Raw genomic sequence first — 12,436 nt, 5'->3', positions numbered from 1 at the left:
CTGCATTTCAGGGTCTTTTTCTTCAAAAGAACCCTGAAACGCTTCTTCTTTCACGGGGCTTAATTGACCAGCGTGCGGTACGCGAAATCACCGAAGCGCTCTCCAGTGGTTCTGTTCTGTTTGAAGCTAAAGAAAACAGTATCCAGTTCCTGTAGAATAGCGGCCTCATCCAGGTTCTCGCGGTAGACCTTGTTCAGGCGCTGGCCTTGCTCATCGCCGCCCAGGTGCAGGTTGTAGCGGCCTGGGGCCGTGCCTACAAAGCCAATCTCCGCCAGTACGGATCTGCCGCACCCGTTAGGGCAACCGGTCATCCTGATGATGATTTCCTCATCCAGCAGGCCATGGGTTTCCAGTACGCCGTCTATCTTGGTGACCAATTCCGGCAGATACCGCTGGGCCTCGGCCAGGGCCAACGGACAGGTAGGCAAGGCCACGCAGGCCATGGCGTTCTTGCGCAGCAGTGAGGCCGCCTGGGTATGCGGGATTACATTGTGTTTTACCAGAATCTCCTCAATAGCGGCTTGGTTCTCCCGCGTGATGTCGCTCAGGATCACGTTCTGGTTACAGGTAAACCGGAAGTTGGCTTTACCGGTCTGGGCTACCTCTAACATAGCCGTTTTGAGGGCCACGTTGTCCAGGTCTGTGACGCGGCCGTTTTCCACGAACACGGTGTAATGCAACAGGCCATTGTAGCTCTGAGCCCAGCCGTAGTGGTCTACCCGCGTTTTCAGTTCATAGGAGCGAGCAGTTTCCAACGCGAATCCGGTCCGTTTTTCTACTTCCGCCCGGAAAACACCAAGGCCCATGTTGTCTACCGTGTACTTGAGGCGGGCCAGTTTGCGGTCGGCCCGGTTCCCGAAGTCCCGCTGAACGGTTAATACTTCATAAACCACCTTGAACAGCTTCTCATCAGATTCCTCGGTGCTCACAAATCCGATCTCCGTGGCCAGCCGCGGATAGGTTTCCTGGTTGCCATGGGTGAACGACAGACCGCCGCCCACCGCCAGGTTAAAGCCCTGCAGTTCCCCGTTCTCAATGATCGCGATCAAGCCTAGGTCCTGCGCGAACACGTCTGAGTCATTGTTAGGCGGAATGACAAGCCCGATCTTGAACTTGCGGGGCAGATACCGGTCCTGGTACAGCGGGTCTTCTTCCTCTACCTTGTCGTAGATCTTCTCCTCGTCCAGCCACACGTCATAATACGACCGGGTTTTGGGCAACAGGTACTCACTGATGCGGTCAGCGTACTGGAAGATGCGCTCGTGCAGGGGTGACTCCAGCGGGTTCGCGCTGGACACCACGTTCCGGTTCACATCGCCGCAGGCGGCAATGGAATCCAGCCCGGCCTGGTTGAAGGCTTTGATGGTGGGCTTGGTCTTGGCCTTGACAATGCCGTGCAGCTGCAACGTCTGGCGCGTGGTGATCTTGATCACGCCCGTGGAGTTCTCGCCGGCAATGTTGTGCGTGGCAATGTACTGCTCCGGGGTCATGAAACCACCGGGCAAACGCAACCGGATCATGAACGAGTACAGGCGCTCCAGTTTCTTGGCGGCGCGGTCTTCGCGGCGGTCGCGGTCATCTTGCATGTACATGCCGTGGAACTTCACCAACGCCGTGTCATCTTCCCGGATGGCCCCGGTGATCTCGTCTTTCAGGCTTTCCTTAAGCGTGCCGCGCAAGCCCTGGCTCACCTCTTTTATTTTCTCTATGGGCGATAGATTCTTTTTCTCAGTTGACATGGTAACTGGTCTATGTAATGACAGGAAAGCTCCCGCCATTGATTTTTTTATTTCTGTTTAGGACCTATTTTCAGGAAAACAGACCCTAAAACCGCAGTCCTGAATTACTTCTTCGTCCCCGGAGTTATTGTCATCCTGAAAGGATCTTGTGGGCGAACTAGAAAAGCTCTACTCAAACGTGACTGCCGTTCGCTACCAAGATCTTTTCAAGATGACAAATTGAGGAGGATCATTCCGGAAGGCGTTCGGACACGAGCTGTAAGCTCGCGCCAGCCTTAGCAAATGATTACTAATACACGTCTTTCAGGTAGCGGCCTTCTTCTTTCAGTTGCTCCAGGTACACGGCGGCTTCCTCTGGGGAAGAACCGGCACCCAGCCCGATGATCTGCAAAAGGGTGTTTTCCACGTCTACGCTCATGGGCTCTTTGGCCCCGCACACGTACACGTAGGCCCCGGAGGTCAACCACTCGTAGAAAGCGGTGGCGTTCTCCTGCATTTTGTGCTGCACGTACACTTTCTCTTGCTGGTCGCGGGAGAAGGCGCCGTTGAACTTGGTCAGGGTACCGGTCTCAAACCAGCTCTGGATCTCGGTCTGGTACAGAAAATCAGTGGCGAAATGCTGGTCCCCGAAGAAAAGCCAGTTGCGGCCTTCGGCACCGGTGGCATCGCGCTCTGCCAGGAAAGACCGGAATGGCGCTACGCCCGTGCCTGGCCCGATCATGATCACGTCTTTGTCAGGTGCGGGCAGTTTGAACTGGCTGTTTTTGTGGATGTAGAACTCCAGCGGCTGGCCTTCTTTCTGCTCAGAAAGGTAATCTGAGCAATGGCCGCACAGCAGCTCTTCGTTGATCCGGAATTCGTCACGGGCCACCGTCACGTGCACTTCCCCGGTGTGGGCCTCCAGCGACGAAGAGATGGAATACAGCCGGGGCGCGATGGGCTCCAGAATCTGCAACACCTCTTTGAATTGCTCGGCGTCTTTTACCGGGTAAATCCTTAAAAGATCGAGTAAATCGATGCGGGTAGCCGGTATGTCCTGCTCCACCGCCTCGGCATATTTTTTGACCACGCGCTCCGGCAGGAACGTGATGTTCAGTTTGTCGTGTAGCAGCTCCCGCACGGTAGATTCGCTGTTACGGTGCGTCACTTTCTCTTCCGGCGAGATACCGGTGATTCTTAGAATGGCCTCTACCGTGAACGGACGGTTCTTGGGTACCACGCCCAACGCATCACCGGGCTCATAGGCTAGATCCTCGGCCTCAATCTCAATGTGGTGGGTGAACTTGTTAGAACCCACGTCATTTAAGATGATGTTGGAGAGAATGGTGCCGTTGTAGATTTTCTTGCCTCCTTTTTTGGCGGGAGCAGGTGCCGGGGCCGAAGCCGGAGTAGCCGTCTGGTTCAACGTCTGCAAGACACTCTGGAACCAGGCATTGGCTTCGTCTTCATAATCCACGTCGCACTTCTGGATGGGCACCAGCGGGCGGCCGCCTAAGCGCTGCAACTGGGCATCCACGTCTTCGCCGGCTTTGCAGAACAGCGGGTACGAGGTGTCACCCAAAGCCAGCACGCTGTACTTGAGCTTGGGCAACTTTTTATCGGTTTGGTGCACGTAATCATAGAACTTCTGGGCCCCGGCCGGCGGGTCTCCCTCGCCCTGCGTGCTGATCACGGTCAGGAAGTATTCTTCCTTCTCCAGGTCGTTGACACGGTATTGGTCCAGGCTGACCACGCGGGCGTTGATGCCGCTTTTCTTGGCCTTGCCGGCCAGGTCAGTGGCCACGCGCTTGGAGTTGCCGGTCTCCGTGCCGTACGCAATGGTGACCTTGCCTACCGCTGGCGGGGCTGCCTGGGGCGCCGGCGCTGCGGCGGGAACGGCAGAGGAAGAAGTATGCCCCGCCAGGTAGCCGCTCATCCAGAGCAGTTCCTCTTTAGACGATTGCTGGACCAGTTCCAGGAAGGTTTTTAATTTGGCTTCTGCTAACATGACAGATAAATTATTGAAGTACCAAGCCCACCTGTTCTGAGACCGGCTTGAAGTAATGTTCTCTACTTGGGTTGTTGGTGAACCACTTGAACTCCTGGTGCAGGTTCACCACTTTGCCTATGATCACGAGCGACGGCGACACAAAGGATTTGCCGCCCAGTTTCTGCTCATAGGCATACAGGCTGCTGGTTTGCACGTGCTGTAACGGTGTGGTAGCCTGTTCCACCACGGCCAGCTGTTTCTCTTCTGAGATCCCGTGGCGCGTGAGTTTCTCCACCACCTCGGCCAGCCGCTCACTGCTCATGTAAAAGACCAGCGTGTCCTCGGTCTGGGCCAGCTCCTGCCAGTATTCCTCGGTGAGTTTGCTGTAGGTGTAATAAGTGAGAAAGCGCACCGCGGTGGCATGCTGCCGGGCCGTCAAGGGAATGCCGGCGTAGGCCGCCGCTCCCAGGGCCGCCGTGATGCCGGGGATGATCTCGTATTCAATCTCATGCACTACCAAGCTTTGCAGTTCGTCCAGCACGTTGGAGAAAATAGACACGTCACCGCCTTTCAGCCGTAGCACCTTCTTGCCCAGCAACGCGTACTCTACCAGCAGTTCATTGATGGTGGCCTGCGGGGTGGTATTATGGCTGCGGCACTGCTTGCCCACGTACACGATCTCCGCCGAAGGCGAGGCATACAGGTGCAGGATCTCTTCGCTCACCAAACGGTCTACCAGAATCACCTCTGCCTGCCGCAAGGCCTTTACCGTCTTCACCGTGATCAGCTCAGGGTCACCGGGGCCGGCTCCTGCTATGATCACGTTCCCTTTCTTTTGCATGGTTTCTGTTTGTCTGTTCCTGGCCCTCCGGGGAATGCAGGGCCAAGGTTTGGTCTGGTAGTTTCTGGTTTACGGCCTGTTTTTACCAAACAGTCCGTATACCAGGTGTAAGTCGGTCTTTGGCGCGAGTATGTTGACTCGTGACATAAGATGAGGGGAGTCTCCAGACGCCCTGCTTCACCTCTGATGGTGGTTCCCGGCGAGTCTGGAGACTCGCTTCATCCTGTGGCACGAGTCTTTAGACCCGCGCCAGCTGTCTTTGTGTTTTAAGCCCGTTTTCTAGATTTCAGGCCAGAAAGGTTTCTCTGTGGCTTCGGTGGAGATCATGCAGGCCCCTACCGTTACGTTACTGGTTTCATCTATCAAGACAGCCCCGCCGTTGGCCCTGAGTTTGCGGTACGCATCAAACGCGATGGGCGAGGCGGTTTTGATGGTGGCTTTCACCACGTCGTTCAAGCCCGCCGACACCGGTGACAGTTCCTTCTCCAGGGTGTTCACGTTGAGTTTGTATTCCAGTTCCTTCACCACACAGCGCACGGTGCGGCTGTTGATCTGCAGCAGGTATTTGTTGCGGGGCACCAACGGGGTGTTGCTCATCCAGCACAGGACTACCTCAAATTCCTGGGCCACCTGTACCGGGGCATCCTGCTTCACAATCATGTCGCCGCGGCTGATGTCCACGTCGTCTTTCAGGTGCAGCACGGCGCTCTGCGGTGCGAAAGCTTCTTCTACTTCCTCGCCGCCAATCTCCACGGCTGAAATGGTACTTTCCACGCCGGAAGGCTGCACCACCACTTTATCTCCTTTGCGGTAGATGCCGCTGATGATCTTGCCGGCGTAGCCCCGGTAATCGTGCAACTCATCGGTCTGCGGCCGGATCACGTACTGTACCGGAAAACGGCCTTCGGTGAGGTTGATGTCTTCATGTACTTCCACGGTTTCCAGCAAGCCTAACAGCGATTCGCCTTCGTACCACGGCATGGTCTGGGCTTTCTCCACAATGTTGTCGCCGTTGAGCGCACTGATGGGAATGTAAGACACGTTTTTCAGGCCCAGGGATTTGGCTACCTGCGCATAGTCAATCACGATGTCATTGTACACATCCTGCGAGTACTTCACCAGGTCCATCTTGTTGATGGCCACCACCACGTGCGGCAGGTTCAGCAAAGACACAATGATGGAGTGCCGGCGGGTCTGCTCTACCACGCCGTGGCGGGCATCAATGAGAATGATGGCCAGGTCTGAGTTAGACGCCCCGGTCACCATGTTGCGGGTGTACTGGATGTGGCCCGGCGTATCTGCGATGATGAACTTACGCTTGGGCGTGGAGAAGTACTTGTAGGCTACGTCAATGGTGATGCCCTGCTCCCGCTCGGCCCGTAAACCGTCGGTCAACAGAGCCAGGTCTACCTGACCTTCCTCACGGTTCTTGGTGCTCCGCTCAATGGCTTCCAGTTGATCTACCATGATGGACTTGCTGTCATACAACAGGCGACCGATCAGGGTACTTTTGCCATCGTCTACGCTACCGGCGGTTAAAAATCTTAAGATGTCCATTCTTGTGTGAGTTCTGAGTCTTGAGTTCTGAGTCTGTTTGGAAGCTGTTTTTAGAAAATCGGCTATCAAACATTCCGCGGGTTCATCACCAATGCTCTCTTTTATATTTTCTTGAGGTCAGATCCTTTCCCTTCCTCTTTTCTATATCCTTTTCTTTCTCCCCTTATTGTCATCTTGGAAAGATCTTGTGGGCAAACTAGAACAGCCTGTAGTAAATGCCACTACCGTTCGCTCACAAGATCCTTTCAGGATGACAAAGAGAAAAGTCCTGTGTCTTATATCTTGTGTCTTGCGTCTAGAAGTAGCCGTTTTTCTTGCGGTCCTCCATGGCGGCTTCAGACACGCGGTCATCTATGCGGGTCTGGCCGCGCTCGCTGGTGTTGGTGGCGATGATCTCGTTGATGATATCATCCAGGGTGGAAGCGCTGGATTCTACGGCGGCGGTACAGGTCATGTCGCCCACGGTGCGGTAACGGACAACTTTGCGGGTGATCACGTCATCATCATGCAATTGCACGAATTCGTTGGTGGCCACCAGGCGGCCTTCAAATTCCAGCACCTCGCGCTCATGGGCGAAGTAGATAGACGGCAGCTCAATTTTCTCGCGGCGGATGTAGTTCCAGATGTCCAGCTCGGTCCAGTTACTGATGGGGAACACGCGCACATTCTCGCCTTTGTTGATTTTGCCGTTGTAGGTGTTCCACAACTCAGGGCGCTGCAACTTAGGGTCCCAGGAGCCGAACTCGTCACGCACCGAGAAGATGCGTTCTTTGGCGCGGGCTTTCTCCTCGTCACGGCGGGCACCACCGATGCAGGCGTCAAACTCGAACTCCTCAATGGTGTCTAGCAGGGTGTAGGTCTGCAGGCCATTGCGGCTAGGCAGTTTGCCTTTCTGCTCCGTGAGGCCTTTGGCTTTGATGGTGTCTTCCACGTGGCGCACAATCAGCTTCTCGCCAATCTTGTCAGCCAGGTAATCTCTGAAGTCTAAGGCTTCTTCAAAATTGTGGCCGGTGTCAATGTGCACCAACGGGAAAGGGAATTTGCCGGGGCGGAAGGCTTTTAACGCCAGGTGCACCAACACAATAGAGTCTTTGCCACCGGAAAACAAAAGGGCCGGGCGCTCAAACTGACCTGCTACTTCTCTGAAGATATGGATCGCTTCTGACTCCAGCTGATCCAGGTAATCTAATGTATACGAACTCATAGGTACTGTTTCTATCTTATCTACTTGGCCAGTTCCGGGGCTACCGGAGCCGGTGACTCTGATACGTGTAATCCGCATTCTTTTTTGCTGGCGTCTTCCCACCACCAACGGCCGGCCCTGAAATCCTCGCCCGGCTGAATGGCCCGGGTACACGGGGCGCAGCCAATGGAGATGAAGCCTTTGTCATGCAGTTTGTTGTAGGGAATGTTGTGCTGCCTGATGAACGCCATCACTTCCTCCGTAGTCCAATACAACAGCGGGTGGAACTTGATGAGCTGGTTTCCCTCGTCCCACTCAAACTTGGGCAGGTCACTGCGGCCCTGGGAATGCTCGGCCCGCAGGCCGGTAATCCAGATGGCGTTACCTGCCAGCGCCCGCTTCAAGGGCTCCACCTTTCTGATGTGGCAACAGTCTTTGCGGTTCTGGGTGGACTCATAAAAGGAGTTGGGCCCGGTAGAAGCCACAAAGTCCTCCAGCTGCTCATTGTTAGGGTAATACGGCTTGATGCGGGTATTGTACGCCTCATTGGTCCGGCTCCAGACGGAGTACGTCTCCGGGAAAAGGCGGCCGGTATCTAACGTGAAGATGCGGATGGGGAACTGGTTTTCCAGGATCTGGTGCGAGATCACCTGGTCCTCAAAGCTGAAGCTGGAAGAGAACGTTACCTTATTGGGGTAACGGCTCACCAGCAGCGCAAAGGTCTGGTCTATGGTAAAGCCTTCTGTCTCTTGTATGAGTTGAGACACCTGCTCTTGTTTAGAAGAGGCCATGGCAAGAAAATACGGGTGAAAAAAGAATTTGAAGTTGGGTGCCGTATAGGCAATAAAATTCTGTTGCTCTCTGAGGGTTAGAGACAACAGCAGCAGGTGCTGCAACAGCAGAAGCGCATTCGCTTGATATAAGATGTATAGACCATGTAGTCTTTATCTGGCTGTTTGAAAGATGTTGCAAAGATAGGGACCCAATTTTATAAATCAAGTTTTCCTATCAGTTTAGTAGAGATTCTTTATAAAAATTTAGCAGGCTCTACTGCTTTCTAATGAACTTCTACTAAAGAAAATTTAAAAGCGTTAACGTAATCTCAATAAACGAGTTTCTTTCCAGTGTGTTTTCCTAAGAAAAGAGTACAAACGATGGCGCTCGCCTTGTAAACTACTGTACCTACATGAAAGTTTCTGTTTCTGTGATTTTTTATCGCCACCCGCCCAATGAACCAGAAATCAAGATCTGAAACGCGGGCACATCCGGAGGCAATGGTTACCTTCGCCGCCGTATTCTTCCGCTTCCATGCAGACATTAGCACAACTACAGACCGGTGAACTGGCCGGCGCCACCCGCGTGAAACTTTCCTGCGGTCTTACCCAGGTACCTTCTGAGATCTTTGACCTGGCGGATACCCTGGAAATCCTGGACCTCTCCAGCAATCACCTCACGCACTTGCCGGCTGATTTCGCCCGGCTCCGGAACCTCAGGATCGCTTTCTTCTCTGACAATGACTTTGAGGAGTTTCCCCGGGTGCTGGGCCAGCTTCCGCGCCTGGAGATGATTGGGTTCAAGGCCTGCCAGATCAGGCACATGGCTGAAGACGCCCTGCCCCCCACCACCCGTTGGCTTATCTTGACGGACAACCAGCTCACGGCCTTGCCGGCTTCTATTGGTGCCTGCACCCGCATGCAGAAGCTCATGCTGGCCGGGAACCACCTTACCCAGCTCCCCCAGGAACTAGCCCACTGCCAGAACCTGGAACTGCTGCGGATTTCGGCCAATCAACTCACGCACGTGCCTGAGTGGCTGTTCACGCTTCCCCGCCTTTCCTGGCTGGCCATCTCCGGCAACCCCTGCCATCACCCCCCGGCCGCTACAACAGATTTACCCCAAATTGCGTGGCCAGACCTTACCCTGGAAGAACAGCTGGGCGAAGGAGCCTCGGGTATTATTTCACGGGCGTTTTGGCAAAAACAGGCAGAATCTGGCCAGGAGGTGGCGGTGAAGGTGTTCAAAGGCGAAGTCACCAGTGACGGCTTGCCCCAAGACGAGATGCAGGCCTGCCTGCGGGCCGGGGCGCACCCGAACCTGGTACAGGTGCTGGGGAAACTGGACCAGCACCCGGCGCAGAAACAAGGGCTGGTCTTTGAACTGATCCCGGCCGGGTACCGCAACCTGGGCGGCTCCCCCAGCTTTGACTCCTGCACCCGCGACGTGTACGCCCCTGGCACTACCTTCACCCTGGCAGAAGCCCTTTCTATCTCCGGCGGCGTGGCCTCGGCCGTGGCCCACCTGCACGCCCAAGGCATCTCGCACGGAGACCTGTACGCGCACAATACCCTGGTGAACGCCGCCGGGCATGCTCTGTTCGGGGACTTCGGTGCTGCCACGGTGTATGACAGAGCCAACACCGCACTGGCCCAAGCGCTGGAACAACTGGAGGTACGGGCCTTTGGCTGTTTGCTGGAGGATTTGCTGAACCACCTGGCCCCGGAAGATTGCGCGCAGGAATCTGCCCAACAGCTGCTACACCTGAAAAACGACTGCCTGCAGCCCGACGTGAAGAACCGGCCAACCTTTGCCGCTATCACAGAGAGGATAGCGGCGGTGGCCCGCACGGTTGTTTCTCAATGAGAAAAAGCCTGGTCAGAGCCGAGGGCGGAAAACCAGCTCTCCTTGCCACTTAAATTATGGGTAGGACGTTCCTCTCTGCTGGACGTAGGGCCGTTAAATTCTAAAAAAATAGCTGGTTCAAGTTTCTAACTTGGACCTAAAATGAACTGAAGTTTGCAAATCAGTGAGGCGAAAGCCTCAAACTATGCAAGGATGGTATTGAACTTCACCCCAGTTTAAGCCTTCAAAGTAGAACTTAACGGCCCTACTCTGCTGGACGGGTTGATCCGTAATCCAATACTTATAGCGTGGCCCCCTTCAGCCAAAACTGAGATAAGACTTATGGCTTCTGGAAGTTTTAAACTTCCGAAAATAGGAGGTCCAAGTTGAAAGCTTGAACCAGGCCTATGGAGGAGGCGCACCTGCCTGAAAGACCCTGCCCTATCCTGCAAAGAGGAACGGGTAACTCCCGATCCTCCTCCTGCTTTCTGTGCGGTGGTACAAGGCGGGGAAAGGCAGGGGCGTTTAGTTCTTGTTTTCCTAAAAACAGGCTAAAAAGGAGGAGTCTGCGGAAGGTGGTTAAAAATATGGAAACCTCTATACGGGTAATCCGGTACACGTACTTTCAGACATCCACTCTGGCAATCCACCTATCTGAAGATACCGTATGGCAAAACATACCTATGACATGGGCTTGATTGGCAACTGCGCCTACCTTGCCTTGATCCACAAAGACACCAACATTGAATGGCTCTGTTGGCCCCGTTTTGACAGCAGCTTCGTATTCGGTCCTATGATGGACCGCCAAAAAGGCGGCGAATTCTCCCTGAAGCCCGATGCGGAAGATTTTTCCTCTCACCAGTACTACGTAGAGAACACCAACATCCTTTGCACTGAGATCACCTGCCAGGAAGGGTCTTACCGGGTCACAGACTTCGCCCCCCGTTTCCGGCAGCACCAGCGCTACTACAAGCCCCTGATGCTCATCAGGAAAGTGGAGCCGCTGTCAGGGTCGCCGCGCATCAAAGCCACGTGCAACCCGGTGGGCAACTACGGCCAACTGGAGCTCAAGCGCCGCCGCAGCAGCAACCACATCGCGTTCCTGGGCCTGGACGAGGAAGTTCGCCTGACCACCAATGCCTCTTTGAGCTACATTCTGGAAGATCAGCCTTTTGTCCTGAACGAGACGCTTTACTTTGTGCTCACGTATGGGGCTCCGCTGGAGGCCAACCTGGAAAGCACCTCAGAGGAGTTCCTGCGGCAGACCACCCGTTACTGGCGCATGTGGGTGAAGAACACCAGCATCAGCAACTTCTTCCAGGAGCAGGTTATCCGCTCGGCCTTGGCCCTGAAGATCCACCAGTACGAAGACACCGGGGCCATCATCGCCTCGCCTACCACCAGCTTACCGGAGCACCCCGGCAGCGGCCGCAACTGGGATTACCGCTTCTGTTGGATGCGCGACACCTACTACATCCTCAACGCCTTCAACAACATTGGGCACTTTGAGGAGATGGAGCGCTATTTCCACTTCATTGCCAACATCACAGCCAAAGACACGCAGCGCTACCAGCCGCTCTACTCCATCAGTGCCCAAAGCAAACTCACCGAGATTGAGCTGGAGCTGGATGGGTACCTGGGCAACAAACCAGTGCGCATTGGCAATGACGCCTACACCCACATCCAGAACGATGTGTACGGCCAGATCCTGGTGGCTTTGCTGCCGCTCTACGTAGACCGCCGCTTCAACGACGCCGAACGCATAGAATCGCAGAAGCTGATTTACAAGACGCTGTACAAGATTCGGGATACCATGAATGAGCCAGATGCCGGCTTATGGGAGTTCCGGGATTTCGCGCAGTACCATTGCTACACCTACCTCTTCCATTGGGCCGGGGCCTCTGCCGCCGCCAGCGCCGCCCGCTACATGGGCGATGCTGAGTTAGGCCAACTGGCCACCAAGCTCATGGACGAAGCCGCCGCCAAGATTGAGGAGTGCTTTGATCCGGCGCAGGGCGTGTACACCCAGGCCATCGGGAAAAACCACATGGACGCCAGTACGCTGCAGCTCATCATGATGCACTACCTGGACCCCGCCTCTGAGCGCGCCAAGACCCACCTGGAGGCCATGGAGAAAGAACTCAAAACCCCCGAAGGCCTCTTCTACCGCTACAAACACGCCGATGACTTTGGGGTGCCGCAGAGCACGTTCCTCATCTGCGCCTTCTGGTACATTGAGGCCCTGGCCTGCGTGGGCCGCATAGAAGACGCAACCCGCGAATTTGAGAGCATTCTGCAGTACACGAACCACCTGGGCTTGCTCAGCGAAGACGTAGACTCCAAAGACGGCAGCCAGTGGGGGAACTTCCCACAAGCCTACAGCCACGTGGGCTTGCTGAACGCCGCCTACCGTATCTCTAAACGCCTGGACAAACCATCGTTCCTGCTGTAGCCGTTGATCTCTTTCAAAAGCAGAAAGGCTCACCAAGTTGGTGAGCCTTTCTGCTTTTTAGGGTTTTAGGCTTCTT

At 55.0% G+C, this 12,436-nt stretch carries 8 protein-coding genes; 2 read left to right on the top strand and 6 right to left on the bottom strand.

The features are described from left to right. Window positions 1-59 precede the first annotated feature (59 nt). The 6 genes from FOE74_RS05635 to FOE74_RS05610 all read right to left on the bottom strand — a co-directional run bounded on the left by FOE74_RS05635 (window position 60) and on the right by FOE74_RS05610 (window position 8,080). Window positions 60-1,739: an NADPH-dependent assimilatory sulfite reductase hemoprotein subunit gene (locus tag FOE74_RS05635; protein WP_149097628.1), complete on the bottom strand. Its 1,680-nt coding sequence runs from the start codon at window positions 1,737-1,739 to the stop codon at window positions 60-62. Between the two features lie 289 nt (window positions 1,740-2,028). Beyond that, a complete protein-coding gene (locus tag FOE74_RS05630; protein WP_149097627.1) occupies window positions 2,029-3,726 on the bottom strand; it encodes a diflavin oxidoreductase in 1,698 nt (565 codons plus the stop codon). Window positions 3,727-3,736: 10 nt separating this feature from the next. After that, window positions 3,737-4,549, bottom strand: a complete 813-nt coding sequence (gene cobA / locus FOE74_RS05625) for a uroporphyrinogen-III C-methyltransferase (protein WP_149097626.1) — start codon at window positions 4,547-4,549, stop codon at window positions 3,737-3,739. A gap of 279 nt (window positions 4,550-4,828) precedes the next feature. Continuing rightward, window positions 4,829-6,106 (bottom strand): sulfate adenylyltransferase subunit 1, encoded by a 1,278-nt coding sequence (locus tag FOE74_RS05620; protein WP_149097625.1) that lies wholly within the window; start codon window positions 6,104-6,106, stop codon window positions 4,829-4,831. Between the two features lie 295 nt (window positions 6,107-6,401). Then, window positions 6,402-7,310, bottom strand: a complete 909-nt coding sequence (gene cysD, locus FOE74_RS05615; RefSeq protein WP_149097624.1) for a sulfate adenylyltransferase subunit CysD — start codon at window positions 7,308-7,310, stop codon at window positions 6,402-6,404. Between the two features lie 20 nt (window positions 7,311-7,330). Beyond that, window positions 7,331-8,080 (bottom strand): phosphoadenylyl-sulfate reductase, encoded by a 750-nt coding sequence (locus FOE74_RS05610; protein WP_149097623.1) that lies wholly within the window; start codon window positions 8,078-8,080, stop codon window positions 7,331-7,333. 517 nt (window positions 8,081-8,597) lie between these two features. On the opposite strand from FOE74_RS05610, the gene FOE74_RS05605 reads away from it, so the two are divergent. Both FOE74_RS05605 and FOE74_RS05600 read left to right on the top strand, forming a co-directional pair. After that, on the top strand, window positions 8,598-9,929 hold the full coding sequence (locus FOE74_RS05605) for a leucine-rich repeat-containing protein kinase family protein (RefSeq protein ID WP_149097622.1): 1,332 nt from the start codon (window positions 8,598-8,600) through the stop codon (window positions 9,927-9,929). A gap of 646 nt (window positions 9,930-10,575) precedes the next feature. Then, a complete protein-coding gene (locus FOE74_RS05600; RefSeq protein ID WP_149097621.1) occupies window positions 10,576-12,360 on the top strand; it encodes a glycoside hydrolase family 15 protein in 1,785 nt (594 codons plus the stop codon). Window positions 12,361-12,436: the final 76 nt, after the last annotated feature.

Source organism: Rufibacter glacialis (genome assembly GCF_008271745.1).
Taxonomy (GTDB): domain Bacteria; phylum Bacteroidota; class Bacteroidia; order Cytophagales; family Hymenobacteraceae; genus Nibribacter; species Nibribacter glacialis.
The sequence above is the reverse complement of the archived record's forward strand: the minus strand, read 5'-3'. Positions and strand labels throughout refer to the sequence as shown.